Origin of the sequence: Devosia indica, assembly GCF_003056405.1 — a bacterium.
Taxonomy (GTDB): Bacteria; Pseudomonadota; Alphaproteobacteria; order Rhizobiales; family Devosiaceae; genus Devosia; species Devosia indica.
This window is the reverse complement of record NZ_PYVZ01000003.1, coordinates 42,321-69,101: the sequence shown is the minus strand read 5'-3', so window position 1 is coordinate 69,101 and position 26,781 is coordinate 42,321. Positions and strand designations below refer to the sequence as shown.

At 61.4% G+C, this 26,781-nt stretch carries 22 protein-coding genes; 14 read left to right on the top strand and 8 right to left on the bottom strand.

Translation table 11 applies throughout. From position 1 onward, the window contains the following. The first annotated feature begins 18 nt into the window (after positions 1–18). The 3 genes from DDE76_RS03725 (at position 19) to gltX (ending at position 4,518) form a co-directional block, all read left to right on the top strand. A complete protein-coding gene (locus tag DDE76_RS03725; protein ID WP_198650838.1) occupies positions 19–1,398 on the top strand; it encodes a class II 3-deoxy-7-phosphoheptulonate synthase in 1,380 nt (459 codons plus the stop codon). Between the two features lie 127 nt (positions 1,399–1,525). Then, positions 1,526–3,193 (top strand): NAD+ synthase, encoded by a 1,668-nt coding sequence (locus DDE76_RS03720; RefSeq protein WP_104891500.1) that lies wholly within the window; start codon positions 1,526–1,528, stop codon positions 3,191–3,193. Then, positions 3,190–4,518, top strand: coding sequence for a glutamate--tRNA ligase (gene gltX / locus DDE76_RS03715; protein ID WP_104891499.1), 1,329 nt, complete (start codon positions 3,190–3,192; stop codon positions 4,516–4,518). Before DDE76_RS03720 ends, gltX begins: the two co-directional genes overlap by 4 nt. Here gltX and DDE76_RS03710 read toward each other — a convergent pair. Further along, entirely contained in the window at positions 4,463–5,602 is a 1,140-nt protein-coding gene (locus tag DDE76_RS03710) for a DUF2865 domain-containing protein (protein ID WP_157955647.1), read from the bottom strand. The two genes, gltX and DDE76_RS03710, sit on opposite strands and share 56 nt — an antisense overlap. 198 nt (positions 5,603–5,800) lie before the next feature. Between DDE76_RS03710 and DDE76_RS03705 the strand changes: the two genes are divergently transcribed. The 11 genes from DDE76_RS03705 (at position 5,801) to DDE76_RS03655 (ending at position 17,321) form a co-directional block, all read left to right on the top strand. Further along, complete coding sequence (locus DDE76_RS03705) at positions 5,801–6,811, top strand: fumarylacetoacetate hydrolase family protein (protein ID WP_104891497.1); 1,011 nt, start codon at positions 5,801–5,803, stop codon at positions 6,809–6,811. A gap of 106 nt (positions 6,812–6,917) precedes the next feature. After that, positions 6,918–7,367, top strand: a complete 450-nt coding sequence (locus tag DDE76_RS03700) for a c-type cytochrome (protein ID WP_104891496.1) — start codon at positions 6,918–6,920, stop codon at positions 7,365–7,367. 308 nt (positions 7,368–7,675) lie between these two features. Beyond that, positions 7,676–9,112 (top strand): cysteine--tRNA ligase, encoded by a 1,437-nt coding sequence (gene cysS / locus DDE76_RS03695; RefSeq protein WP_104891495.1) that lies wholly within the window; start codon positions 7,676–7,678, stop codon positions 9,110–9,112. Positions 9,113–9,178: 66 nt separating this feature from the next. Next, entirely contained in the window at positions 9,179–9,562 is a 384-nt protein-coding gene (locus DDE76_RS03690; RefSeq protein ID WP_104891494.1) for a VOC family protein, read from the top strand. Beyond that, entirely contained in the window at positions 9,549–10,022 is a 474-nt protein-coding gene (locus tag DDE76_RS03685; protein ID WP_104891493.1) for a GFA family protein, read from the top strand. The genes DDE76_RS03690 and DDE76_RS03685 overlap by 14 nt, the downstream gene beginning before the upstream one ends. Further along, the gene (locus tag DDE76_RS03680; RefSeq protein ID WP_104891492.1) at positions 10,022–10,516 is read left to right on the top strand and encodes a GFA family protein; all 495 of its coding nucleotides are present in this window, start codon (positions 10,022–10,024) and stop codon (positions 10,514–10,516) included. Before DDE76_RS03685 ends, DDE76_RS03680 begins: the two co-directional genes overlap by 1 nt. Before the next feature lie 17 nt (positions 10,517–10,533). Next, positions 10,534–12,177, top strand: a complete 1,644-nt coding sequence (cimA, locus tag DDE76_RS03675; RefSeq protein ID WP_104891491.1) for a citramalate synthase — start codon at positions 10,534–10,536, stop codon at positions 12,175–12,177. Continuing rightward, the gene (locus DDE76_RS03670) at positions 12,178–14,322 is read left to right on the top strand and encodes a LysM peptidoglycan-binding domain-containing protein (protein WP_157955646.1); all 2,145 of its coding nucleotides are present in this window, start codon (positions 12,178–12,180) and stop codon (positions 14,320–14,322) included. A gap of 145 nt (positions 14,323–14,467) precedes the next feature. Continuing rightward, positions 14,468–14,788: an ArsR/SmtB family transcription factor gene (locus DDE76_RS03665; RefSeq protein WP_104891489.1), complete on the top strand. Its 321-nt coding sequence runs from the start codon at positions 14,468–14,470 to the stop codon at positions 14,786–14,788. Continuing rightward, the gene (locus tag DDE76_RS03660; RefSeq protein WP_104891488.1) at positions 14,788–16,683 is read left to right on the top strand and encodes an ABCB family ABC transporter ATP-binding protein/permease; all 1,896 of its coding nucleotides are present in this window, start codon (positions 14,788–14,790) and stop codon (positions 16,681–16,683) included. Before DDE76_RS03665 ends, DDE76_RS03660 begins: the two co-directional genes overlap by 1 nt. Before the next feature lie 164 nt (positions 16,684–16,847). Further along, positions 16,848–17,321 (top strand): GNAT family N-acetyltransferase, encoded by a 474-nt coding sequence (locus tag DDE76_RS03655; RefSeq protein ID WP_157955645.1) that lies wholly within the window; start codon positions 16,848–16,850, stop codon positions 17,319–17,321. A 56-nt stretch (positions 17,322–17,377) separates the two neighbouring features. On the opposite strand, the gene DDE76_RS03650 is transcribed toward DDE76_RS03655, so the two are convergent. The 7 genes from DDE76_RS03650 to DDE76_RS03620 all read right to left on the bottom strand — a co-directional run bounded on the left by DDE76_RS03650 (position 17,378) and on the right by DDE76_RS03620 (position 26,657). After that, complete coding sequence (locus DDE76_RS03650) at positions 17,378–20,713, bottom strand: efflux RND transporter permease subunit (protein ID WP_104891486.1); 3,336 nt, start codon at positions 20,711–20,713, stop codon at positions 17,378–17,380. Positions 20,714–20,724: 11 nt separating this feature from the next. Then, entirely contained in the window at positions 20,725–21,990 is a 1,266-nt protein-coding gene (locus DDE76_RS03645; protein ID WP_104891485.1) for an efflux RND transporter periplasmic adaptor subunit, read from the bottom strand. 17 nt (positions 21,991–22,007) lie between these two features. Beyond that, complete coding sequence (locus tag DDE76_RS03640) at positions 22,008–22,556, bottom strand: PadR family transcriptional regulator (protein ID WP_198650832.1); 549 nt, start codon at positions 22,554–22,556, stop codon at positions 22,008–22,010. A gap of 183 nt (positions 22,557–22,739) precedes the next feature. After that, entirely contained in the window at positions 22,740–23,564 is an 825-nt protein-coding gene (gene cysQ / locus DDE76_RS03635; RefSeq protein ID WP_104891484.1) for a 3'(2'),5'-bisphosphate nucleotidase CysQ, read from the bottom strand. Continuing rightward, positions 23,561–24,436 carry a carboxylating nicotinate-nucleotide diphosphorylase gene (gene nadC, locus DDE76_RS03630; RefSeq protein WP_104891483.1) on the bottom strand — a complete coding sequence of 292 codons (876 nt, stop codon included), beginning with the start codon at positions 24,434–24,436 and terminating at the stop codon, positions 23,561–23,563. The genes cysQ and nadC overlap by 4 nt, the downstream gene beginning before the upstream one ends. Before the next feature lie 95 nt (positions 24,437–24,531). Then, on the bottom strand, positions 24,532–25,317 hold the full coding sequence (locus tag DDE76_RS03625) for an SDR family oxidoreductase (protein ID WP_104891482.1): 786 nt from the start codon (positions 25,315–25,317) through the stop codon (positions 24,532–24,534). 74 nt (positions 25,318–25,391) lie between these two features. Then, positions 25,392–26,657, bottom strand: a complete 1,266-nt coding sequence (locus DDE76_RS03620; RefSeq protein WP_104891481.1) for an AGE family epimerase/isomerase — start codon at positions 26,655–26,657, stop codon at positions 25,392–25,394. Positions 26,658–26,781 lie beyond the last annotated feature (124 nt).

Here is a 26,781-nt window from a genome sequence, read left to right as displayed (position 1 = left end):
CGGCCCGAAGCGAGACTGATTATGACCACCTGGACCCCCAGTTCCTGGCGCGACAAGCCGATCCGGCAGGTGCCTGCTTATCCCGATCCAGCGGCCCTACAGGACGCTGAACGTCAGCTCGCAACCTTCCCGCCGCTTGTCTTTGCCGGGGAAGCGCGTGAACTCAAGTCTCGGCTCGCGGCGGTCGCGCGTGGCGAGGCCTTCCTGCTCCAAGGTGGTGATTGCGCCGAGAGCTTTGCCGAGCACGGTGCTGATCATATTCGCGATTTCTTCCGCGTTTTCCTGCAGATGGCGGTGGTCCTGACTCATGGGGCATCCAAGCCCGTGGTCAAGGTCGGCCGCGTCGCGGGACAGTTCGCCAAGCCGCGTTCGGCCGATACCGAAACCATCGACGGCCTTGAACTGCCCTCCTATCGCGGCGACATCATCAATGACATTGCTTTCACCGAAACATCGCGCGTCCCCGATCCAAACCGTCTGCTGATGGCCTATCGCCAATCGGCGGCGACTCTGAACCTGCTCCGCGCCTTCTCAATGGGCGGCTATGCCGAACTCACTCGCATCCACGAGTGGACCATGGGCTTTATGAAGGGCTCGAGCTGGGATGCGCGCTTCGAGGAAGTGGCCCGACGCATTGACGATGCCATCACCTTCATGTCTGCCCTGGGCATCAATCCCGACAATACGCCGGCACTCAAGCAGACCAGCTTCTACACCAGCCACGAGGCGCTGCTGCTCGGCTACGAGGAATCGCTGACCCGCCGGGACTCGATAACCAATGACTGGTACGCCACCTCGGGCCATATGCTCTGGATTGGCGATCGCACCCGAGACCCTGACGAAGCCCATGTCGAGTATTTCGCCGGCATCCACAATCCCATCGGCATCAAATGCGGCCCCAGCCTGTCTAGTGACGATTTGCTGCGGCTGCTCGACCGGCTCAATCCGACCGACGAGGCCGGTCGCATTACTTTGATTTCCCGCTTCGGGGCCGACAAGGTGCATGAGCATCTGCCGCGCCTGATTGAAACGGTCCAGAAGGCTGGACGCACCGTCGTCTGGTGCTGCGACCCGATGCACGGCAACACCATCAAGGCGTCGACAGGCTTCAAGACCCGCCCGTTCGACCGCGTGCTCGCAGAAGTGAAGCACTTCTTCGAAGTGCACCGCGAAATGGGCAGCTACGCCGGCGGCGTGCATATCGAAATGACCGGCGACGACGTCACCGAGTGCGTCGGCGGCGTCTCGGCAGTCACCGAAGCAACACTTTCGGATCGCTACAATACCTATTGCGACCCGCGCCTCAACGCCAGCCAGGCGCTGGAACTTGCGTTCCTGGTCGCCGAAGAAGTGCACGCGCAAAAGCCGCCACGCCAGCAGCGTCTGGCCGGCGAGTAGTCTTCCCAGCCTGCATCGCCGCTTCCCGATTGCGCCGCTTGCCCTCGCCAGGGTGAGCGGCTAATCCTTGCGCCGCATCCGGCGCCATGCCGGATGGTCCTGTCCCTTGCACCCAGGCCAGCTTCCAGTGACCGACCAGCTTCGTATCGCGCTCGCCCAGCTCAATCCCAAGGTGGGCGACCTGTCCGGAAACCTTGCGCTCGCACGCAAGGCATTGGACGACGCCAAGGCTGCGAGGGCCGACATCCTGATGTTGTCCGAATTGTTCCTCACCGGCTACTTTCCCGACGACCTGCTGTTCAAGGAGCAGTTCATCAAGGACGCTATCGGTGCCGCGCGCGCGCTGGTAGCCGATACGAAGGGCACCGATGTGGTCCTCATTTTGCCCACCATTTGGCTCGATGTGACGGGCCTGCACAATGCGGTCCTCGTTGCCGAACATGGCGACATCATCGCCATCCGCTACAAGCGCGAACTGCCAAACAGCGACGTCTTTTATGAAAAGCGCTACTTCGAGGCCGGCCCGCTGCCGCTGCCCGTTGCCATCAAGGGCGTCTCGGTGGGTATTCCGATCTGCGAGGATGTCTGGCACACGCCCGTCTGCGAGCATTTGGCTATGCGCGGCGCCGAAATCATGCTCTGCCCCAACGGATCGCCTTACTGGACCAACAAGCAACATATCCGCAAGGACCTGGTGCGCGCCCGCGTTGCCGAAGACGGCGTGCCCATGCTCTATCTCAATCAGGTCGGTGGCCAGGACGAGCTGGTCTTTGACGGCGCCTCCTTTGCCATGGAGCCGGGCGACAAGCTCGTCGTGCAAGGCAGGTCTTTCGAGCCGGATTTCATAGTTTCGGACTGGACGCGGAGCGATAGTGGCTGGACCTGCACCAACGGCCGCATTGAGGACCTGACCTCGGTCGAGGAAGCTCCCTGGCGCGCTTGCGTACTCGGCTTGCGCGACTATGTTCAAAAGAACGGATTCTCCCACGTCGTGCTGGGGCTTTCCGGCGGCATCGATAGCGCTGTCGTTGCCGCCATGGCCGCTGATGCCTTCGGGCCGGAGAAGGTCCACGCCATCATGCTGCCCTATCGCTACACCTCCGAGGCCAGTCTGCGTGATGCCAAGGATTGCGCCGAAAGGCTCGGTGTCCGCTATGACGTGGTTGCCATAGGCGATCCTGTCGACAACGCGCTCAACGAATTGCAGCCCATTTTCGGCAACCGGCCAATCGACATAGCCGAGGAAAACATTCAGTCTCGCATGCGCGGCACAATACTAATGGCAGTCTCGAACAAGCTGGGCTCCATGCTGCTCACCACGGGCAACAAGTCCGAAATGGGCGTTGGCTACGCCACCATCTATGGCGACATGAATGGCGGCTATAATCCGCTCAAGGACATGTTCAAGATGGATGTTTACGCCCTGGCCGCCTGGCGCAACAAGAACATGCCGGGTGATTGCCTGGGTAGGGCAGGGGAGGTCATTCCTCAATCCATCATCGACAAGGCGCCCAGCGCGGAATTGCGCCCGGACCAGACCGATCAGGACAGCTTGCCACCCTATCCGGTGCTCGATGACATTCTGACCTGTCTTGTTGAGGAGGAAATGGCGCTGGGCGATATCGTTGCGCGCGGCCACGATGCGGCTCTCGTCAAACGTATCGAACGCCTGCTCAACATTGCCGAATACAAGCGTCGCCAGTCAGCGCCGGGCCCGAAGATCACGCCCCGCGCCTTCGGGCAAGGTCGCAAATATCCCATCACCAATGGCTACAAGGATGGGACCATCGGATGAGTGTAGTTGTTCGCTGGGCGCCGTCTCCCACTGGCCGCATTCATCTCGGCAATGCCCGCCCGGCCTTGCTCAACTGGTACTTTGCCCGCCGCCATGGCGGTCGCTTCGTGCTGCGCATGGATGACACCGACCACGCGCGCTCCACCCGCGAATTTGCCGATGGCATCGAGGCGGACCTGTCCTGGCTCGGCATCCAGCCAGACCTGTTGGTGCGTCAGTCCGAGCGCACAGCGCTCTATGATGCCGCACGCGATCGTCTGATCGCGGCCGGTCGTCTCTATCCGTGTTACGAAACTGAGGAAGAACTCGACCGCAAGCGCGCCCGCGCGCGCTTGCTCGGCAAGCCGCCGATCTATGATCGTGCTGCACTGAGCCTCACGGATGAAGATCGTGCCCGGCTCGAGGCCGAAGGCCGCACTCCACACTGGCGCTTCAAGCTCGATGGGCGGCCGGTGCAGTTCGATGATCTCATCAAGGGTCCGCAGACGGTCAACACCGCATCCATGTCAGATCCGGTGCTTATCCGTGCGGATGGGTCTTATCTCTACACGCTGCCATCCGTCGTCGATGATATTGATCTGGGCATCACCCATATCATCCGGGGCGAGGACCATGTCTCCAACACGGGTACCCAGATAGAAATCTTCGAGGCCCTGGGTGCCGCGCCGCCAATCTTCGGTCACCACAACCTGTTGACCGACGCACAGGGACAGGGCTTCTCAAAACGCCTCGGTAGCCAGTCGATTGCCGATTTCCGTGCAGAGGGCTACGAACCGCTGGCCATAGCCATTGTTGCCACCCTGACCGGCACCAGCCTGCCGGTCGAGGCTTATGACAGCCTTGATGCGATCGCCGAGAAGCTCGATTTTTCGATGATTTCGCACGGCTCGGCCCGGTTTGATCCAGCCGAACTCGATACGCTCAACGCCCGCCTGCTGCACGCGATGCCCTATGCTGTCGCCGCGCCACGCCTCAGCGCCTTGGGGCTGGAAGGCGAGGCCATGTGGACCCTGCTGCGTGAGAACCTCGTCAAGTTCCCTGACATCGTGGAATGGTCCAAGCTGCTGACCGGGCCAGTCGAGCCAGTTGTTGCCGACGAAGACCGTGACTTCCTGGCATTGGCCAAGGCCCTGCTGCCCCCCGAACCCTGGGACGAGACCACCTGGAGCCATTGGACGAATGCGCTCAAGGCGAGTACCGGACGCAAGGGCAAGGGTCTGTTCCTGCCGCTCCGCATGGCGCTGACGGGCCGTCATGACGGCCCAGAACTCAAGTCCCTGCTTGTCCTGCTCGGGCGTAAGGCGTGTCTGGACCGACTACCCTGACACTCTTCCCGCCAAGCTCGACAATCCGCAGTTCCGGCGCGGCTGGCGCACTTGGCTGACGGGCAATTTCTCCTGGCCCTGCCGGACGCGGTCTGGGCAGGGGTACATCGACAAGGGCCACAGTCGCCACGGCTTCCACCGGGGCAGCCTGCACCGGGGTAACGCCCCTTGGGTCGCGCAACGGCATGGGAATGCGTAGCCCATTGATGTCCAGCATGGCCCGATTGCTGCCATCTGCAGCGGCCACCACGGTCACCGACCCATCGGCGGTGGGTGCGGCGCTGCAACTGGCCGACTTGTCGAACTCATTGCGATAGGCGAAGGCCGTAGGCAGCGAAACATAGGGCACGCCATTGATGCTGCGCATCTGTTCAGGCTCTTCGCCGGGATTGTTGTAGTAGTAGAGCTCCACTACCGTATTCGGGCACATCTGCTGACAACTGATGGCATCATTGCCAATGAACTCGGGCAGGGTCGCGTAGCTGATCGGCCAGAAATAGCCGTCACTCAGGCGCACGCATACCGTGCGCACGGTGTTGTAGCCCTGATAGCCCCAGTAGTCGCCGCCATCAATAAAATCGCCATTGGTGAAATCACCCTCCGACGTCGTGCCGAAAATCCGGTCGAAAATATCCTGACGCTCGCGCGTAAAAGTCGCATTGGATCCCGAATTGCAGCCAAAGCGTGCCATTTCCTGAAGGATGGCCTCGCGCTGCTGGGCCACCGCATTGGCTGTCTCTACCGACTGGCTCACCTGGGCGTAGTCGTCCCTCAGGCTCAGCACATCTCGCGCGATCAACTGGCAACTCCGGCTCAGCGTGCGGCCGGCGCGGGCATCATCATTGCAGCCTTCACGAATGTAGCGGCTCTCCGCCTGTTGCACTTGGCGCTGTAACTGGCGCGCCGCGTTGGAGTTGCTGCCGAGCTGGCGGAAGTCGCCATTGCGGTCGAACTGGGCCAGCGCTGACTGCAATTGCTGGCACTGGGCCGCCTGTGCATGGGCTGCCTCGACATCCAGCGCCAGGACGATTGTCGTCAGGATCAGCAGGACAATTGGGCGAAGCCCGGACAAAGTGAAATTCACGCCATGTTCCCGTTTGCGGAGGCCAAACCAACTTGCGATTGACGGCCCCTGTTGGATCGCGCGGCAAATCAATGACTTGAAGCGCCAAACCGATTCTAACGCCATGGATAATGCTTTAACGTCCGTGGCAACATTATAGCGACATGATTTGCCCCGCGGTAGCGCGTCCGGGCAACACAAGCTTCAAGGAGAGATCGCATGAAACTCGCCACCCTGCGCAATGGCCGCCCTGACGGTCAGCTCGTGGTTGTTTCCAGCGATCTAGAAAGATGCGTTTCGGCGGGCCGCATCGCGCCCAACCTCCAGGCCGCAATGGATGAATGGGGACGCGCCGAGCCTGCCCTGACGGCGCTGGCGGCCCAGCTTGATGCTGGCGAGATTGCCGGCCAGGTCTTTGACCCCAAGGCAGCACATGCGCCTCTGCCCAGGGCCTACCAGTGGATTGATGGTTCGGCCTATATGAGCCATCTGGAGCGCGTCCGGTCGCTCAAGGGCAGCAAGGACGAAGAGCTGCAATCCATCCGTCCGCTGCTCTATCAGGGCGGCTCCGATTCGCTTTCCGCCGCGACGGCGCCCATTATTATCGCCAGTGAGGATCTGGCCCTTGATTTTGAGGGCGAAGTCGGCGTGATCATTGGGGCCGTGCCCATGGGCGCAACGCGCCAGCAGGCTGCGTCCGCCATTCGCCTTGTGACCGTACTCAATGATGTGTCGCTGCGCCGTTTGGTGGCTGATGATCTTCAGAACGGCTTCGGCTTCTTCCACGCCAAGCCGTCCACCGCCTTTGCGCCCATTGCCATGACTCCGTCCAGTCTCGGCGCCGACTGGCGTGACAATCGCCTGCACCTGCCCATTCGTATCGAAGTCAACGGCAAGCTTTACGGGCGCCCCAATGCCGGCATCGGTATGCATTTCGATTTTGCCGATCTGATCGTCGAGGCGGCACGCACCCGCAATTTGGCAGCCGGCACCATTATTGGCGGCGGCACAGTGTCCAATCCGCACGATCAGACCCTGCCGCTCAAATCCGATGGCATCGGCTTTGCCTGCATCGCCGAGGCGCGCACGGCAGAAAAAGCCAAGTACGGCAGGGCCCGCACGCCGTTTTTGAAACCTGGCGACAGGGTACGCATCGGCGCTGTCGATGAAAAAGGGAAGTCGGTCTTCGGCGATATCGATCAGACGGTCGAGTTGCTGGCCGCTGGTTGATAACTTTCACGTGTGCCCGTTGGGACTGTCACAAAGCCATGTAATCGTGCGCTCAACGGGAAGAGGGGCCCGGATCGGTGCACATCTTGTTTGAGGGAACCCATTGATGCTCAACCGCAAGCTTGCCAGCTTTGCATTCGCCGCCTTTGTGGCCGTCGGGGCTGCCACCGTATTTGCCCAGGAGGCGTTCACCCCGCCTGCGACTCCAGAAGAGGCCGTCTCCATGCGCCAGGCGCTGATGCGCGAAGATGGTGGTATTCTGCGCACCGCACGCGACCTGACCGGCGCCGAGGCAGTGGCGGCGATGACAACCCTGCGCGACAATTACAGCCACATTCCCGCGCTGTTCCCTGAAGGTTCCATCGTCGGGGACAGCGAGGCTTTGCCGGCCATTTGGGAGAACTGGGAAGCCTTTACGGCCATTGTCGATACCGGTCTGGCCGCTGCGGAGGCCGGCCTTGCCGCTGCCGAGGCAGGGGATGCGGCCGGCTATGCTAGCGCGTTGCAGACCCTGATGGGCACCTGCGGCCAGTGCCACCAGCAATTCCGCTCCTGAAAGCGGCATAGAGTTTCATTCGCCTCCAAAGCGATCGGGCGGTCTGCGGACCGCCCCTTTTTTGGTTGGGTGCCTTTCCCCAATACTGAGCCTGTTTTGCAGTTCGGAAACGTGGCGCGCAAAATCACTTGATTTCTACGCGTCACCCGGCCAATCTCCGCGCCATGAACACCGCGTGCACCATTATCTGCTGCATTATTACCTGCTAACCCCAGCGTTGGCGGAGCGGTCTTCTTCATCCTGATGGTTTGAAAACGGATAGAGGCTCTCCCGCCAGAGCAACTCCGTATGGCCCACAGGACCTCGCGATGACCACGGCAAAGCCGCAGCTTTCTCTCTACAACACGCTCACCCGGACCAAGGCGCCCTTCGTGCCAATGGACGAGAACAATGTGCGCCTCTATGCCTGCGGTCCCACGGTCTATGACTTCGCCCATATCGGCAATGGTCGCGCTGCAATCGTCTTCGACCTGCTGTTTCGCCTGTTGCGCCACACCTATGGGGCCGAGCACGTCACTTATGTGCGCAACATCACCGACGTCGACGACAAGATCAACGCCCGCGCCCTACGCGACCATCCCGACCTGCCGCTGAACGAGGCCATCCGCAAGGTTACCGAAACCACCGCCGCGCAATACCAGAAGGATGTTGCTGCGCTCGGCTGCCTCGAACCGACCATCCAGCCCCGCGCCACCGAAAACATCGCCGAGATGCAGACGATGATCCAGCGCCTGCTGGACAAGGGTAATGCCTATCAGGCGGGCGGCGAGGTGCTGTTCGCCGTTGATTCCATGCCCGATTACGGTCAGCTTTCCGGTCGCAATCTCGAGGATAATCTGGCCGGCGCCCGCGTCGCGGTGGACACGCACAAACGCAATCCGGCCGATTTTGTACTCTGGAAGCTGTCGTCCGAGGACGAACCCGGCTGGGACAGCCCCTGGGGTCGCGGCCGGCCCGGCTGGCATATCGAATGCTCCGCCATGTCCGAGCGCTATCTGGGCCAGACCTTCGACATTCATGGCGGCGGACTCGATCTCATTTTCCCGCACCACGAAAATGAGATCGCCCAGTCGCGCTGCGCCCACGGCTCACACGCCATGGCCAATGTGTGGATGCACAACGGCTTCCTGCAGGTCGAAGGCCAGAAGATGAGCAAGTCGCTCGGCAATTTCTTCACCATCCACGACCTGCTGGAAACCAATGCTTTCGGTGGCCGCAAATGGCCCGGCGAAGTCCTGCGGCTGGCGATGCTGATGACGCACTACCGCGAGCCGATTGATTTTTCGCAGCGTCGATTGGAGGAGGCACTTCGAATCAATGAGAAGCTGCGTCGTTGGGCGCTCGCGGCTGACGAGCTTGGATTTGAACCTGACTACGACAGACTTAGTACAAACTCCGATTTTGAAGCTGCGTTGATGGACGATTTGAATACTCCTGACGCGATACAGTCGTTGCACCAGCAAATGTCCGACCTGTCGGATCGCGAACTTCAATCTAGGCCAGAGCACAATCGGCGACTTGCGGAGTTCAGGCAGTCGCTGCGGTTGCTGGGAATAAAGGTCGAGGCCGACACTGTAAGCCCGCTCGTCAGAGAACAGCTTGCCGCCCGCCTCGCCGCCCTCAACGCCAAAAACTTCGCCGAAGCCGACCGCATCCGCAACGAGCTTGCCGAACAGGGCATCGCCCTGATGGACTACAAGGACGAAACCGGCCAGCGCCAGACCAAGTGGGAGGTCAAGCGGTGACCTTCCTGCCATGCCCTGTCAGCGGAATCGCGCCAGATCGCCACTCCTCAAACCGGAGTTGGACCCATGCTTGATCACGTTGGAATTCTCGTCGCGGACTGGAACAAGGCCAAGGCCTTTTACGACGCCGCATTCGCCCCGCTGGGCATCACCCTGCTCAACGAAGTGCCGGTGGAATTTACCGGCGGCGTCAAAGTGGGCGGCTATGGCAAGGATGGGCCGGATTTCTGGTTGACGGAGGCGAGCGAGACCGGTCCCGGCCGCCATTATGCCTTCCGCACCGAGACCCGCGCTGACGTGGACGCCTTCTACGCCGCTGCTCTGGCCGCAGGCGGAACCGACAACGGTGCGCCGGGCCTTCGCGAGCACTACCACCCGACCTATTACGGCGCTTTTGTCATCGACCCGGATGGCAACAATATAGAAGCAGTGTGTCATGCCCCAGGCTGAAGCCCATACCGGCGGCTGCCAGTGTGGCGCGGTTCGTTTCCGCGTCACACGTCTCGGCCGGCCCTCCATCTGCCATTGCCGCATGTGCCAGAAGGCCTTTGGTGGCTTCTTCGGACCCCTGGTCACTGCGCATAACGCCGTCTGGACCCGGGGCGAGCCAAGATGGTTTCAGAGCTCCAATGCCGCCCGCCGCGCCTTTTGTGGCGAATGCGGCACCCCGCTTGCCTATGAAACGCGTTTCGGGCTCGAACTGGCCATCGGTGCGTTTGACGACCCAAATGTCGCCGCCCCGGAAATCCAGGTCAATCTGACCGACAGGCAGCCTTTCTTTGCCGGGCTCAGCACGCTGCCTGAACGTCATGATGTCAGCGACGAGTGGCGCGACTTCATGGCCGGCATCCATTCCAACCAGCATCCAGATCACGACACCAATGACTGGCCACCCAGGGAGGAAACCTGATGGACCGCTACAAGAAAGAGGTCAGTGGCGGCTGCCAGTGCGGCGCCGTGCGTTACCATGCGACGGAAATGATGGATAACTCCCACATTTGTCACTGCCGTATGTGCCAGAAGGCGGTGGGCAATATCTTTGCCGCACTGGTCGCCGCCCCGCGCGAAGCGATCACCTGGACTCGAGGTGAACCGGCACGCTTCCGCAGTTCCGACCACGTCGACCGCGGCTTCTGCGTCCGGTGCGGCACGCCGCTGTTCTATGACGACCTGAGCGGCGATCGTGTCAATTTCACCATTGGCTCGCTCGACCACCCGGAAGAGTTTCCGCCCCTCGCCAATACCGGCAATGAAAGCCGCGTCCCCTGGTTCGATACATTGCCATCCATCGAGCATGGCGGCATTACCGAGGACCCCGAGCGCGAAGACTGGTGGAGCGCAATCCGAGCAACCTCCCACCAGCACCCCGACCACGACACTGACGTCTGGCCCGTAAAACAGTAAGCCCAGTTAGGCCCCCAATGTCCCGCACACGCCTCTATCTATTTGACACCACTCTGCGCGACGGTGCGCAGACCGCCGGCATCGAGTTCTCGCTTGAGGACAAAATCGCCATTGCCGGCATGCTCGAAAAGATTGGCGTGGACTATATTGAAGGCGGTTATCCCGGAGCCAATCCCGTCGACACTGCCTTCTTTGAAGAGAAACGTACCAACAAGGCGATCTTCACTGCCTTCGGCATGACCAAGCGGGCAGGGCGCTCTGCAGCCAACGACCCTGGCGTCATGGGGCTGGTCAATTCGGCGGCTGGGGCTGTGTGCTATGTGGCCAAGGCCTGGGACTACCAGGTCGAACTGGCGCTTGGCTGTAGCACCGACGAGCACCTCGAAGGCATCGCCGATTCTGTTCGCACGGCCTCCGACGCCAAGAAGGAAGTGCTGGTCGATCTGGAACATTTCTTTGATGGTTACAAGGCCAACCGCACCTATGCCCTCGCTTGTGTGCAGACGGCGCTTGAGGCCGGCGCGCGCTGGGTGGTGCTCTGTGACACCAACGGCGGCACCATGCCCTCGGAGGTGCGCGAGATCGTTGAGGACGTGATGACCATCGCCCCTGGCGACCGGTTGGGCATCCATCCCCATGACGACACCGGCCAGGCCGTTGCCAACGCCCTGGCGGCCGTGGAGGCCGGCGTCTGCCAGGTTCAGGGTACGCTGAACGGCCTGGGTGAGCGTTGCGGCAACGCCAATCTGGTGACCCTGATCCCGACCCTGGTGCTCAAGCCCTACTACGCGGAACGCTTCGAAACCGGCATTTCGCACGAACATCTCGAAAGGCTGACGCATATTTCGCGCGCTTTCGACGATCGGCTCAACCGCGCCCCGGCGCGGCAGGCGCCCTATGTCGGAGCATCGGCCTTTGCCACCAAGGCGGGCATCCATGCCTCGGCTCTGCTCAAGGATTTTTCCACCTATGAGCATGTGCCGCCCGAAAGCGTCGGCAATGAACGGTCCATCATGGTGTCCCAGCAGGCCGGCAAGTCCAACCTGCTCACCGCCTTGGCGCGCCACGATATCGTGCTGCAAAAGGACGACCCGAAGCTGGAAAGGCTGCTGGCCACCGTCAAGGAGCGCGAATCTCGTGGTTACTCCTACGACGGCGCTGATGCGTCCTTTGCGGTTCTCGCCCGCCGTGTCCTCGGCATCTTGCCCGACTTCTTCGATGTGGAGAACTATCGGGCCATGGTGGAACGCCGCCACAACGCAATGGGCGAGGAAGTCACCGTTACCGAGGCCGTGGTCAAGATCCGGGTTGATGGCGAACTGCTGATGTCGGTGGCCGAGGGCAATGGCCCGGTTAACGCCCTCGACCAGGCCCTGCGCAAGGATCTGGGCAAGTATTCGTCCCGAATCGAAGATCTTGAGCTGGTGGACTTCAAGGTGCGTATCCTGGACGGCGGCACGGGCGCGGTCACCCGTGTACTGGTCGAAAGCCGCGATGGTAGCGGTGAGCGCTGGGTAACTATCGGCGTTTCGCCCAATATCATTGATGCCTCGTTTGAAGCTCTGTATGAATCAATCACATACAAGCTGTTGAAGACTGAGGCGGCACAGGATTCGACGCTGGGGGCAAACACCAGCCAGGCGAGAACGCTCGCCGGCTGATTGAATTTTTACCGGGAGGGCAAACTGGCCGAAACCGCTCCGAAACGACCTCTGGCTCTGACGATCGGGGCAGCGGCAGTCACTCTACTCGTTGTTCTAGGCGTTCTGTCCGGTCCATCGATTGTCACCTGTTTCAACAGCCCCGAGGGGATGGGGCAGTGCCTGCGCGGCAAGATGGTCGAGGTCGGGCTTATCCCGGCCCCGCCCGCGCCCGCTATTGCCGAGACCGAAGCGCCCGCCGAAGAGGTTGTCGCCAGTGTCGAAGAAGCGGTGCCGGCTGAACCCGAACTCGATGTCACACCACCCGCAGAGCTTGAGGCTGAGCCGGCAGCGGAAGCTGACGTCGATCAGGTCGTTGCCGCCACGTTCGGGCTGCTGCGCGCCGAGCCTGATGGTTCGGTAGTCATCGCCGGCAGCGGCACGCCCGGCAGCCGCGTTGAAGTCTTTGCCAATGGCGAATTGCTCGGCACGGTCGAGGTGGAATCGAGCGGTGACTGGGTCTTTGTGCCCGATGCTCCGCTGCCCCCCGGCGGTCTGGAAATCACGCTGGGCGAAGAAGGCAAGCCCGGCACCGCCGAGGACGCTTTCATTGTCGTTATCGACGAAGACAAGACCAGCCAGCCCCTGGTGGTCGCGAGCACGCCAGGGGAGGCCAGCGAAGTGCTCCAGGGCCTGACGGACCCGGTCCAGATCGCCCAGACGCCAGAGCCCACACGGGAGCCGGCAACCGCCGAGGCGCCGGTATCCGCGGCAGCACCTGAGGCTACCGAAGCAGGCGAACCTGCCGACGTCGTTGAACCGACGGTTGAAAGCGAGACTGCGGAGGCCGAGCCGGTCGAGCAAGGGGACGCGCCTGAACCGACGGCGCCTGAAAGTGACCCAGTGGTGCCCGAGCCCCTGCGTGATGCCGATCAGTCGGTCGACGAGCCCGCCATGGACATCGCAGCTCTTCCAGATCCGGTAGAGCCGGAAGCGTCAACCGATGCTGAGCCGCCGCCCGCCACGCCAGAGTCGGCTCCGACCCAAGAGGCGCCTGCTACCCAGGAGGCCGCAGTCGCCGTCGACGCGGCTGAGCCTGCAGCGGACACGGATACGGCTGAGCCGGCCGTCGAGCCGTCGGTTGCGTCTGAAGTTGCTACTGAGGACACGGTGGACGCCGCCGAGGCCCCTGTGGCCGCCACCGACGAGCCAGCAGTTATAGATGAGACGCCCGTCGAGGAACCTGCGCCGGTGCAGAGCGCTACGGTGCCGCCGACCATCGATGCCATCGAGCTCGAGAACGATCGCACCTTCTTTGCGGGTGCCGGGCCCGATGGCGGCATTATTCGCCTCTATGTTGACGACAGCTTCGTCGCGGACACAACTGTCGAAGGCGGTCGCTGGCTGGTCGAGGCCGGTCCGGTCCTTGATTCACCCAGCCAGCGGGTGCGTGTTGATCTTCTGCAGCCGGGCTCCGCGGAAGTGATCGCGCGCGCGGAAGTAGACTTCGTTGTCGATGTTCCGGGCGCAGAAGTGCCGATAGATGTTGCCGAAGCACCGGCGTCTGCGCCGACGGTAAGTGAACCCGCGCCGGCACCGGAAGCCACTGCTCCCGCATCGACGCCTCCGCCGGCAGAGGCTCCTGCCGAACCTCGGACCGCCACGCCCGAGGAGCCCGTTGTCGAGGCTGATGTTGCTGCGGCTGAGGAAGCTACACCCCAACCTGCAGACGCCGTGGATACATCTGCCGCCGAGCCGGAGCAGACACCTGACGTGACTGACCAGCAAGTTGCTGTCAGCGAGCAGGCTGAGCCTGTGTCGACGGAGCCTGTGACGCCTTCGCCGGCGACTGAAGTGCCCGCCGCCGAACAGCCTCAGCAGGCGCCAGCCGAGGCGGTTGAGACGCCTGCGGAAGTTGTCTCGGACGAGCCGGCCGTGCCGACCATGGTCGCCGTGTCCCTTGGAGATCCGGAAGCCCAGCGTTTTGCCTCCGGCAAGGCCATTATTCGCCGCGGTGACAACCTCTGGACCATCGCGCGACGCGTCTATGGCGAGGGGCTCAAATACACCACGATCTACCAGGCCAATACTGGGCAGATCCGAGATCCGGACCGCATCTATCCCGGTCAGGTCTTTGACTTGCCCGAGGATGCATTGGGTCAATAATCCACTGGAAAACGGCGCCGAAAGGCGCCGTTTTCACGGGCCTATTGATTTTCCGCGCCGCAACCCCCATCTTCCATCGCAATTCACCGATCAACCGGACGGCGCTGGCCCTATCGCGCGGTCCTGATATGTCGAGCACAGCGCCATGCATGATGATGACATTGCCAATACCATGCGCGCACTTGGACATCCCGTACGGCTGGAAATTCTGCGCATCCTGGCGACCCAGCAGCAGGGACAATGCTGCTGCGCCGATGTGACGGACAGCCTGACCCTGGCCCAGTCGACCGTATCCCAGCATATCAAGGTCCTGCTTGATGCAGGCCTGATCGAGCGCAAGCCGCATGGCACGCGCAATCGCTACTATCTCCGCCATGACAGACTGGCTGAACTCAGTTCGTCCTTTGGCGGTCTCCTCAAGGGGCTGGCGCCCGTCGCCGCCAACAAGGAAACGGAACAGGCCTGATGGCTTCTGACAGCACTGAGAAGAAACCGTCCGTCAGCGCGGACGAAGGATCGGTATTTTCTACCGTTCGCAACCTCTGGTCCTATATGTGGCCGGACAATCGCCCCGATCTGAGACTGCGCGTGATCATGGCGCTGGCTGCCCTTTTGGCCAGCAAGGTCGCCACCACGCTCATACCCTTCGCCTATAAGGGCATCATCGACAGTCTGGATGGCCCCGAGCCGGATCAGACCCTTATCCTGGGATTGGCTATCCCGCTGGTCTTGGTCATCGCCTATGTCCTGGGCAACATCATCGATGCCGGCTTCCAGCAGTTGCGGGATGTCTGGTTCGCCAGTGTCGGCCAGCATGCCGTGCGAAAGCTGGCCCTACAGACCTTCCACCACATGCATCGCCTGTCCCTGCGCTTTCACCTGCAACGGCGCACGGGCGGCCTGTCCCGCGTCATCGAGCGCGGCACCAAGGGCATCGAGACGGTCGTCCGTTTCGCCATGCTCAACATCGCCCCGACCATGGTCGAGTTCGTGGTGGTTGCCATCATCTTCGTCTGGCTGTTCGGTATCAGTTATCTCGGCGTGCTGGTGGTGATGATTTGGGGCTATCTCTATTTCACTATCAAGGCCTCGAACTGGCGCATTTCCATCCGCCGGGACATGAACGAGAGCGATACCGATGCAAACGGCAAGGCGATCGACAGCCTGCTCAACTTTGAGACCGTAAAGTACTTTGCCAATGAGGAGATGGAAGCCAGGCGCTTCGACGGCGCGATGGAAGGCTATGAACGCTCGGCCATCCGCATCTGGACCTCGCTCGGCTTCCTCAATTTCGGCCAGGCGGTCATCTTTTATGGCGGCTTCCTCGTCATCTCCATCATGTCCATTCTGGGTGTCATGGATGGCACGCTGACCCTTGGCGACTTTGTCCTGCTCAACACCTTCCTGATGCAGATCTACCGGCCGCTCAACTTCATCGGCTTCGTCTATCGCGAGCTCCGCCAGGGCCTCACCGATATTGAAGAGATGTTCAAGCTGCTCGACCAGGATCCCGAAATCCAGGACAAGCTTGGCGCGAAAGCTCTCGCCGTGACCGGCCCCGTCATCCGCTTTGAGGATGTGAGCTTCCACTACGATCCTGATCGCCCGATCCTGAAAGGCGTGAGCTTCGAGGTTCCAGCCGGCAAGACCGTGGCCATTGTCGGCCCGACCGGCGCCGGCAAATCAACCATCTCGCGCCTGCTGTTCCGCTTCTACGATGTCACCGGTGGCCGCGTGACCATTGACGGGCAGGATCTGCGCGAGGTCACCCAGGAAAGCCTGCGTTCGGCCATCGGCATGGTTCCGCAAGATACCGTGCTGTTCAACGACACCATCGGCTACAATATCGAATATGGCCGGCCGGGGGCTTCTGCAGAAGAGGTCAAGGAGGCTGCGCGCATGGCGCAGGTTGCCGGCTTCATCGAGACGCTGCCCAAGGGCTACGATACCCCGGTAGGGGAGCGCGGTCTGAAACTCTCGGGCGGTGAAAAGCAACGCGTTGCCATCGCCCGCACCATCCTCAAATCGCCCTCGATCCTCATTCTCGACGAGGCCACCTCGGCCCTGGATACCAAAACTGAACGGGACATTCAGGCCGCTTTGGACGAGGTGTCGCGCAATCGCACCACTGTCGTCATCGCCCACCGCCTTTCCACGGTCGTCAATGCCGACGAAATCCTGGTGCTGCGCGACGGACAGATCGCCGAGCGCGGCGATCATGCCAATTTGCTGCAACAGGATGGGCTTTACGCCCAGATGTGGAATCGCCAGCGCGAAGCAAACGAGGCCGCAGAATTGCTGGCACGCACTCAGGATGACCCCGACGGCTTCGTCAAACGCGGTACACCGGCGGCCGAGTAGTCATCAAGCCGGTCTGGCTGTCATAGCAGGCGTGGCGCGACTGTCAGAACGGCAGTCATCGCCATGCCAATGGGCCAGTACAAGGAGCGCATCTGACCCGCATGGAATTGCGTCAGCGCGCGCATTCGGGCGCCCTTCGAAGCGTTCTATTCGGGAGGAACAGCATGACGGTATCGCTCCGCAGGGCGAGGGAGGCGGACAAGCCCGCTATCGCAAACCTCATACAGCTCTACCTGCACGACATGACCGAGTTCATGCCGTTTCCTGTCGGGCAAGACGGTCGGTTTGCATACGACTTTCTCGACCGCTTCTGGCGCCATCCCTATTTCATTATGTCACGCGAAGAGATCGCGGGCTTTGCTTTAGTCATCGACGAATGCCCGCTGACTGGCCGAAAGCCATGCTGGTTCATGGCGGAATTCTTCGTACTCCGCGCCTATCGGGGCAGGGGGGTCGGCCGGACGGCGCTCGACCTGGCCCTTAAGGCACATCCCGGCGCTTGGCATATTGCTGTGCCCCACGCCAATGTCGCGGCCCAGACGTTCTGGCCTCGGGCACTTGGCGGCAGGTTGGTCATGCCCCGTGACATCGTGTTCGATGGCGACGCCTGGACGCTGACAGCGTTTCAGTCCCAATAGAAATGCAGAAAGGCCCGCATCACTGCGGGCCTCTCCCATAGACTGGAAAGATGCTTCTACTCCGCAGCATCCCTTCGGCTGACCACTGTCACGCCATTGGCTTCCTTCTCGGTCAACCCGGCCTGCTTGGAGACGATATAGCGCTTGCTGCTATCCGCTTCCTCCGGGATTTCGACGGCCATGCCGTCAAAGCCTGCCGGCGCCGCTGCTTCCTTCTGGCGGAAGGGGCTGGCGATCCAGGCGCCCATTGCAGCAAAGACCGACCCGAGCCAACGGACCTGGCTCCACATTACCGTGGGTGCGGTAATCATCACAGGCACCATCACCAGGGTCAGGGCCGTCGACAGGAACAGGCCTGACACCAGCGCCGCCGAGAGGTGAACGAACCACGAGCCTGCAATACCACCCACCACGATTTCGCGGCGGATGAAGTCGAACTCGACATTGGCCCACATCGGGATCACGCCCAGCGCCGTCAGGAATGCGGTCAGCAGCACAGGTCGGACACGCTGGCTGACCGTCAGCAGCATTGCCTTGACCGCTTCCACATTCTGGTGCCGGTGGTAGTCGTTATAGGTATCGATCAGCACAATGCCGTTCTTCACCACGATGCCGGCCAGAGCCACGATGCCCAGCCCGGTCATGATCGCCGAGAAGGTCATGCCTGTGATGAGCATCCCCAACAGGACACCGGCGACTGACATCACCACCGTCATCAGTGTCACGAGCACCTGATAGAAGCTGTTATACTCCAGCAGCAGGACGAACGAGATAAGAACAAGGGCCATGATCATCGCCTGCCCGATAAAGGCATTGGCGTCACCCATCTGCTCTTCGGCGCCGCCGAACTCCACGTTCACCCGGTCCGGGAAGTCCTGCTGAGCAATCCAGGTCTGCAACTCCTCCACCTTATCGGCGGGATAGACCCCTTCTGGCAGGTTGGTCAGCCCCGCGGCCACGGTCATCGTGTAAACCTGGTTGCGCCGCTCGATATTGGCCACCTTGGGAACAGCGGTGCGTTCGATGAAGTTCGAAACCGGCACCAGACCCTGGCTGGTTGCAATGCGCATGGAGTCGAGCGCGTCGAAGGTCCGCTCGTCTTCCGGCAGGCGCACCCGAATGTCGAGCTCGTCACCGGTCTCGGCATCCCGATAGGTACCCAGCTTCACGCCAGAGGTCACGAGCTGCACATAGGGGGCCAGTTCGCGCACGCCGATGCCATATTTGCCGGCCTCGGCACGATCCACCTTGATCTCCCAGTCAATGCCGGGAGAGGGACGCCCGTCTTCGGCGTCGACAACCTCCGGCCACGTGGCGAGGTGATCGCGGATCGCGGTCACGACCGGCACAAGGTCATCGTAACTGGTGCTCTCGACACGCAGGTTGATGTCCTTGCCGGCCGGAGGCCCGCTTTCGGCCGCCAGCAACTGAATGTCCAGACCCGCAAAGCCGGATACACGCTCGCGGATATCGGCAAAAATCTGCTCAGCAGGGACACGATGGTTCCAATTGGTTAGCTGAAGCTGGAAATTGCCAATCGTGTCGGGCGGCATGGTGCCGAAGGCGCCGGTCGTGCCGAACTGCATGATGACGTCCTGGATACCCTGAACCTGCAACAGCTCGCTCTCGACCTCCACCAGCATGTCCCGGATCTCTTCGGGAGAATAATTGCCCCTGCCAACCACGGCGACCGTGGCGAATTCGGGCTCCGAGGCCGGGAAGGCTTCCGAGCCGGTCGGATTGGTTGCGTAGGCCACAAAGATGGTGGCGATGACACCGAAACCGACCGCCAGCGTTGGCAGCGGCCAGTGCAGCAGCTTCTCCATCACGCGCACATAGAAACCGGTCAGGCCGCCCACCTTCTTGGAGTCGAACTTGTCCGGATACATGACGATGTCGGCCTTGGCCTTTTCCTTCTCGTCGACATGGGTCGAGGCAATGATCGAGCCGATCACCGGCATGAAGATCAGCGCCGAAATGAAGGATGCGATCATGACAATGATCACGATCGTCGGCAGGTAGCTCATGAATTTGCCGATAATGCCTGGCCAGAAGAGCAGCGGCACAAAGGCGCCCAGCGTCGTTGCGGTCGCTCCCACCACGGGCACGAACATCTTGCGCATGGCCATGATGAACGCTTCGCGCTTGGGCACGCCTTCCTGCAGCTTGCGTTCGGCATATTCGACCACCACCACCGGATCGTCGACGAGCACGCCCACGGCGATCACGAGGCCAAACATCACCATCATGTTGATGGTCATGCCCAGACCCTGGGCGACAAGGAAAGCCATCATGAATGACAGCGGGATCGACATGCCGATCATTATGGCAGGGCGCACACCCAGCGTTGCCACACAGGTGATCAGCACCAGGGCCACTGCCGTCAGCACCGCCGCTTCAAGCGAGCGGAACAGGGCCGTTGTGGTTTCCGCCTGGTCCAGGAAGAACGAATAGCTCACGCCTGTCGGCCAGTCCTTGGCAACCTCAGCGGTCACTGCGCGCACCTTGTCGGAAACGTCAATGATATTGGTGCCCGGCTTCTTGGACACACCCATGATCAGGGCAGGGGAGCCGTTCACATGAGTATATTCAGTCGCATCGGCCAGGGTGCGGGTGATCGTGGCTACGTCGCCGAACGTCACGATGGTGTTGCCATCGGTCTTGAGGGGCAGGTTGAACACGTCTTCAGCCGTGGTGATCAAACCCGGCACTTCAACGTTAAACGAGCCCTGTCCGGTGTTCAGCGTGCCGCCGGCCACCACCATGTTGTTGCGCGACAGCGCGTCGAAAAGCTGATTGGCCGTCAGGCCATAGGCCTCGAGCCGCAGCAGGTCGACCCGCACTTCGAGCTGCTCCTTGCGAGCGCCGGAAAGCACGGCCTCCCGAATCTCGGGAATGGCTTCGATGGCGTCCTGCAGCAGTTCGGCGCGCCGGACGAGTTCCTTTTCGGGGGCTGAACCATAGACGGCAACCGACATGACCGGGCCGATGAAGTCGATTTCCGAAACGGTAGGATCGTTGGCGTCATCTGGCAGAGCGGCGCGCAAGGCGTCCATGCGGGCACGGGTGTCCTGCAGGGCCTTGTCCTTGTCGGTATTGATGTCAAACTCGAGCAGCACTGAAGCGTGGCCCGTTGTCGACGTGGTTGTGATGTTCTGCAAGCCGGGCAGGCCTGTCAGTTCATCTTCCGCCGGCTTGGCGAGCAGGTTCTCCGCATCGCGGGGCGAAACGCCTGACTGGCTGATTGAGACGTAGAGATAGGGAACGTCGATGGCCGGGAAGCTCTCCTTTGGCAAAGAGAGATAGGCAAGTGTTCCGCCGCCTAGAACGACGACCATGATCGTCAGGACAACCCGCGGCATCCTGAGGATTCTTTCGATGAAATCGAGCATGGCTTGCGTCCTTAGCTGGCAACGGTTTCGGAGGGCTGATCGACCGGGCTGGCCTCAACGGCCTGCCCGGAACTCACATTTTCCTGCCCGACGGTAATGACGTCGGAAACCAGGGGTAGGCCGGTGACCCACACGCCTTCGCGCGTGTCGCTCACGATGGTGATCGGGTAGAAGGCCACGACGCCGTCTTCCACGGTACGCACACCCAACACGCCTTCATCATCCAGCGTCAGGACAGATTGTGGCAGCAGATGTCCCGGCGCCGTGCCGATATTCACGATCGCCTCGGCAGTGACCCCGTCACGAATGGCGAAGTCTTCATTGGGGATCTCGATTTCAGCCGGGAAGGCCCTTGTCGCGTTGTCCGCCACTGCAGACACATAGGTCACCTTGCCCGAAACGCTCTGGCCGGTCACGGTCGTAATCTTGGCTTCAAGCCCGGTCTTGGCCAGTTCGATATGCGCTTCCGGCACCATGCCGGTAAAAACGATGGGGTTGAGCTGCACGATTGTGGCGCATGGTGATCCGGCATTGAGCATGGAACCCTCAACCGCAACCGGGTCCTGCACCAGCCCGGCGACCTTGGCGACGATTTCGGTGCGTTCAAGCTCTGCCTCGGCATTGTCGAGACCGGCCTCGGCCTGGCTGACACCAGCCTTGGCCTGGGCCAGTGCAACTTCGACGGCGTTGGCCGTGTTCGCTGCGGCCAGTCCGCGATCACGCAGATCGGCATTGGTATCGAAATTCAACTGCGCCTGGGCAAGAGCCGCCTCTGCCTGGGCAAGAGCGGCTTCCGCCTGAGCCACAGCCGCGACGCGTGTTCCCTGGTCGAGCGTGCACAACGGGTCGCCGACGTCAACGCGCTGGCCTTTGGTGACATGCACGACATCCACGGCACCTGAGGTTTCAGCCACGGCTGTAACAGTTGCCTTGGCCTGGGTGCGGCCGCGCAGGGGAACTTCGATGGGCATGGGCGCCGCTGTAAATCGCTGGGTGCGCACGCTTTGCAGCGGCGCGCCGGAACCTGTCGTTGCTTCATTGCGTTGAGCAATCGTCAGCGCGGGATCGACTTCGGGACCAGAGTGCTCTGCCAGTACGCCAGCATCGGCGAGTGCTGTCGCAATCGGGCCGTGCTCTTCGCCTTCGATGACGGCGATGATCGGCGTTTCGCCATTGCCAGGTCCTTGACCGCCCTGAACCAGGGTTCCGGTTGCCAGCCAGCCGCCGGCGAGAAGCAGGATGGCGAACGCCAGGCCATAGGAGAACAGTGCACGCATAAAGTTTATCTCGCCCCTTACTCAGCCGCGTCTTTGCGTGGCTCGGCTCGCGCCATTGTGATCAGTTCGTGCATATGGGTGCGGAAATGTTGTTCCGCAACCTCCAATACTGCACGTCCGTAGTTGATGACCCACATATCTGCTGCATTGCAGCTATGCTCTGCAGGTGCATGGTCCAGTTGTTCGCGGCTTGTGACCGTCCGCTCCAGAAATTCAGCGCAACGCTGTTCAACCAGCTCGCGCGGTAGAATGTGTGCAAAGCGCGCAAACAGCAGGAATGGGCTGCGAAACATGTCTTCGCCCAGCGGTTCGCTAAGTTCCGCGGCAAATGCGGCCTTTCCGGCCTCGGTTATGGAATAGACTTTGCGCGCGGGCTTGCCGGTCTGCTGCTCGGTGCGGCTGGCGACCAGACCCTCTTCTTCCAGGCGCGCGAGCGCCGGGTAGATCGAGCCATAGCTGGCTTCGACGAAGTAGGCGAAATTGCCTTCCGTACACATCCGGCGAATGTCGTATCCGCTGGCCTCTTCATCATAGAGAATGGAGAGGCAGAGAGTCCTGACGTTCATGCGCGCGTTCCTCTGGCCATATTCTGGTCCGATATATGATCGGCGTATATATGGCTCTCACACCTGCTGCAAGCTTAACGGCAGGGAACGTCGTGCAGATCAGTTAACCGCTCATTGCATGTCTGAGCTCTGCTCAAGGCCAGCCAATGGGTTCCGGGACTTGGCAGTGCAGCCCGGCCGCATTCACAATTCTAAGAGGCGCCGCATCTCTCTGGCCCCGGTCTGCGCAAGCTCCAGGCTGGCTGCCGCGACAAAATAGGGATTGAGGAATTTCAGCTCCCCCTTGCCGTAGCGCATCGGGGCGCCATCCAGGGTGAGAACAGCGCCGCCCGCAGCTTCAAGCACGGCCTGCCCGGCTGCGGTATCCCATTCGCAAGTCGGGGTAAATCGCGGGTAAAGCTGCGCATCCCCGCGTGCCAGCAGGCAGAACTTGAGCGATGATCCCACGGAAACATCGCTTTCCACTTCCAGTGTGTGGCAAAGCTCTGCAAGGGCCGCATGACCATGGCTGCGGCTGGCAACAATCTTGGGGCGCTGCAACAGCCCTACCTTGATGGCCTCACGTCCGGCCACAACGCCGCTTGCGATCTTGCCGGCCCAGGCACCATCCGCGTCACCCACAAAGATTTCGCCGCTGGCCGGCGCCAGAACCACGCCCATCACCGGCCGGCCATGCTCGACCAGCGCAATATTGACGGTAAACTCGCCATTGCGCTTGATGAACTCCTTGGTGCCATCCAACGGGTCGACGACGAAATAGCGTTCGCCCAGTTGAGGGATGATCCCTGCCGCAACGCTCTCTTCGCCCAACACCGGCAGGCCCGTAACCTTCAAATGCTCGATGATGATCGCCTCGGCGGCCGCATCGGCCTCGGTGACTGGCGAGCCGTCATCCTTGGTCACCACATGGATCGGACGGTCATAGACCGTGCAGATCACCCCAGCCGCGGCAATCGCGGCATTGACGGCAATATCGGTCAATGACAGGGCAGGAACATCGGACATCATGCGTCGCGCCCCGCTTGAATAACAACGTCCAGTCCCAGATCGAGAGGTGTGGCGCCCATGGTGATCTGGCTCGTGGAGATGAAGTCCACACCGGTCTCGGCGATAGACCGCACCCGCTCCAGCTTCACCCCGCCCGACGCCTCCAGTTTTGCCCGGCCGCCATTGATCGCCACAGCCTCGCGCAGGGTGTCATTGTCCATATTGTCGAGCATGATGATCCGGGCCCCGGCCGCCAGCGCTTCTTCAAGTTCTGCCAGCGTCGTCACTTCAATCTCGATGGCCACCAGGTGCCCCGCAAAGGCTTCGGCCGCCTTGTAGGCCGCAGCCACGCTACCCGCGACGGCAATGTGATTATCCTTGATCAGGATAGCGTCGTTGAGTGCAAAGCGGTGATTGGCGCCGCCGCCGCAGCGCACGGCATATTTTTCGAAGGCCCGCAGGCCAGGGGTTGTCTTGCGGGTGTCGCAGATCATTGCGCCCGTTCCCGCAACGGCGTCGGCATAACGCCGGGTCTGGGTTGCGATCCCGCTCAAATGATTGAGGAAGTTCAGCGCAACACGCTCGCCTGACATGACCAGCCGCGCCGGGCCGGAAATCTCCGCCACGATCCCTCCAACCTCGACCCGTTCGCCATCTGCTAATCTTGGGTCGAAGTTGACGCCGTCGCCCACGAGCCGGAAGGCGGCAGAAGCAAATTCGAGGCCGGCGATCACACCCGCCTCACGCGCGGAAAGCGTGGCCGAGGCCCAGGCCTCCGGCGCCAGCGTTGCCTGGCTCGTCAGATCGCCTGCCAGTCCCAGATCTTCTTCCAGCGCCGCAATAACGGCGCGTTCGATTGACAGGCGAGGCAGTTGAGGAGGCAGGGCGGTCATGACGCGTCACCGATAACAAGGGCTGGCCCGTGATGTACGACGCAGGCTCGGAGCTGACAACAGCGCCACGGGGTACGCTTTTGTGTCTCTGCCGCCTAACGCAGCAAACTCTGCCCTCCATCGATCCACACCGGGCTGCCCGTGACATGCCGCGCGGCATCGGAAACCAGAAAGGCGATGACATCGGCAACATCGCCGGGTTTGCCTTTTGCCCCTCCTGTCAGCGGTATATCGCCCTCGGGAAAATGTACGGGAATGCCGGCTTCTTCGCTTTCGCGATGCTCGGTATTGTCCTCAATGTCACTTTCGATGGCACCGGGACAGACAGCATTGATACGGATTTTCTTCTGGCCCAGCTCCAGCGCCAACTGCTTGACCATGGCCAATTGGCCCGCCTTGGTTGCGCTGTAGGCTGTTGCGCCCGGCGAGGTGAAGGTGCGCGTGCCGTTGATCGAGGAGACCACCACGATGGCCCCTCCGCCAGCCGCCTCCAGCGCGGGCACGGTATGATGGATGGTCAGGAAGGTGCCGCGTAAATTGACGGCGATGGTCTTGTCCCATTCCTCGGGCGCTAGGTCTTCAACGGGCGCCCAGACGCCATTGATGCCGGCATTTGCCACGACGATGTCAAGCCGCCCGAAATGCCCCAGGATCTCGGCAATCAGAGCCTCCATCCCGGCGTCATCGGTAATATCGCAGGTCGCGGCCCTGGCTTTTCCGCCGGCGCGCTCGATCTCGGCGGCAGTGGCCTCAACCTCATCGCGGGTGCGGCTGACGGCAATCACGACTGCCCCGTCTCGCCCCAGCCTGATTGCCGTCGCCTTGCCGATGCCGGAGCCCGCGCCTGTGACCAGTGCAACCTTGCCGTCCAGAATTGCCATTGCCCATTCTCCATGTTGCTCTGGGGGCAACGCGGCAGACAGGCATTGGTTGAGTTCGAATGTGACGAACGCAGCTAGAGCCGCTTGGGGTGATCGGCCTCGATGATCCCATGCGTGAGGCTGCCGGTCACCGGGTAGAGAGGGATCAGGCAGGCCTGCAAGGCGTGGTATAGGTCCGGCTTGCCAACAAATAGACGCGAGGTCGGCACCAGTTGCTCAGTCAACTCGCTGTGCCAGCCGCCGCGCTCGTGGTCGATCACATGGTTCTCGGCAAAGTCCCACAGTTTTCGATACCAGACCTGGTAATAATCGTCCTTGTCATAGGCACCGATATAGGCTGCCGCACCAATCGCCTCGGCCACCGGCCACCACAGCTTTTCGCGCATGATCGGCTGATTGTTCCAGTCCAGCGTATAGAAGAATCCGCCATGCACCTTGTCCCAGCCTAGCTCGATGGCCTGCCGGAACAGGCCGCGGGCTGACTCGGTCATCCAGCTATGTTCCTTGCGGCACAGAACGAAGAGCTGGAACAAGAGGCGCGACCACTCCAGCGCATGCCCCGGCGTCGTGCCGGCCGGCCGGAACATTTCCGAGCCGAGATAGTCCTTGTTCAGGCTCCAGTCCTCGTGGAAATGCTCCGCCACCCGATAGTCGAGCTTGGCCGCATTGCGGTTGATGATCAGGTCGGCGATTTTGGTTGCCTTCTTGAGATACTCAGCCTCCCCGGTGGCTTCATAGGCGGCCATCAGGGCTTCGGTCAGGTGCATGTTGGAATTCTGGCCGCGATAGGTGCTGATCTGCCGCCAGTCATTGCCGAATTCTTCACGAACCGCCCCGACTCTCTTGTCCCAGAAGCGCTTCTCGATCACTTCGGTAGCGTCGGCGATCACCTGATCGGCCAGGGGATGTCCCACCAGCTTGGCGCTCGCGCCGGCCAGCAGCACGAAGGCATGGCCGTAGGCCTGCTTGCTGTCATCCACATAGCCATCGTCATCCAGCGACCAGACATAGCCACCGTGGTGTTGGTCGCGATGCTTTTCCCAAAGGTAGCGCATGCCATGATCGACAATCTCGTCCGAGCCGGGCCTACCGATCAGGCTGCCGATCGTGGCGCAGTGGATCATGCGTGTCGTGACATGTACCTGCCGAACGCTATTTTCGGGCGAAAGCGGTTGACCGTCATCGGACAGCTCGAAGAAGCCGCCCTTGGGGTTGAGTGATGAGGCTTCAAAAAAATCGAACAGCCGGCTTGCCTGTGTCATCAGATATTGCCGGTGAAACGGGCGGCTTTGCCAGGCTCCCCAATTGGTTTCGGGCAGGCGATTGGGGTCGTGGGTCATGCTGGCTCCTCCCGGCTTGGTCACGCGCCGGCCATCTTGGGCAGGGGTTCTATCGAAACAATGAGAACGTTGCAATTCCTGGGAGGCGCTTTGCTTGGTTCAAGTTTCTCCCTCTGCATGCAAA

Coding starts and splice junctions, on each gene's coding strand:
- gltX (WP_104891499.1), top strand. CDS start 3,190: ATGAGTGTAGTTGTTCGCTGGGCGCCGTCTCCCACTGGCCGCATTCAT.
- DDE76_RS03705 (WP_104891497.1), top strand. CDS start 5,801: ATGAAACTCGCCACCCTGCGCAATGGCCGCCCTGACGGTCAGCTCGTG.
- DDE76_RS03700 (WP_104891496.1), top strand. CDS start 6,918: ATGCTCAACCGCAAGCTTGCCAGCTTTGCATTCGCCGCCTTTGTGGCC.
- cysS (WP_104891495.1), top strand. CDS start 7,676: ATGACCACGGCAAAGCCGCAGCTTTCTCTCTACAACACGCTCACCCGG.
- DDE76_RS03690 (WP_104891494.1), top strand. CDS start 9,179: ATGCTTGATCACGTTGGAATTCTCGTCGCGGACTGGAACAAGGCCAAG.
- DDE76_RS03685 (WP_104891493.1), top strand. CDS start 9,549: ATGCCCCAGGCTGAAGCCCATACCGGCGGCTGCCAGTGTGGCGCGGTT.
- DDE76_RS03680 (WP_104891492.1), top strand. CDS start 10,022: ATGGACCGCTACAAGAAAGAGGTCAGTGGCGGCTGCCAGTGCGGCGCC.
- cimA (WP_104891491.1), top strand. CDS start 10,534: ATGTCCCGCACACGCCTCTATCTATTTGACACCACTCTGCGCGACGGT.
- DDE76_RS03665 (WP_104891489.1), top strand. CDS start 14,468: ATGCATGATGATGACATTGCCAATACCATGCGCGCACTTGGACATCCC.
- DDE76_RS03660 (WP_104891488.1), top strand. CDS start 14,788: ATGGCTTCTGACAGCACTGAGAAGAAACCGTCCGTCAGCGCGGACGAA.
- DDE76_RS03655 (WP_157955645.1), top strand. CDS start 16,848: ATGACGGTATCGCTCCGCAGGGCGAGGGAGGCGGACAAGCCCGCTATC.
- DDE76_RS03650 (WP_104891486.1), bottom strand. CDS start 20,713: ATGCTCGATTTCATCGAAAGAATCCTCAGGATGCCGCGGGTTGTCCTG.
- DDE76_RS03645 (WP_104891485.1), bottom strand. CDS start 21,990: ATGCGTGCACTGTTCTCCTATGGCCTGGCGTTCGCCATCCTGCTTCTC.
- DDE76_RS03640 (WP_198650832.1), bottom strand. CDS start 22,556: ATGAACGTCAGGACTCTCTGCCTCTCCATTCTCTATGATGAAGAGGCC.
- cysQ (WP_104891484.1), bottom strand. CDS start 23,564: ATGATGTCCGATGTTCCTGCCCTGTCATTGACCGATATTGCCGTCAAT.
- nadC (WP_104891483.1), bottom strand. CDS start 24,436: ATGACCGCCCTGCCTCCTCAACTGCCTCGCCTGTCAATCGAACGCGCC.
- DDE76_RS03625 (WP_104891482.1), bottom strand. CDS start 25,317: ATGGCAATTCTGGACGGCAAGGTTGCACTGGTCACAGGCGCGGGCTCC.
- DDE76_RS03620 (WP_104891481.1), bottom strand. CDS start 26,657: ATGACCCACGACCCCAATCGCCTGCCCGAAACCAATTGGGGAGCCTGG.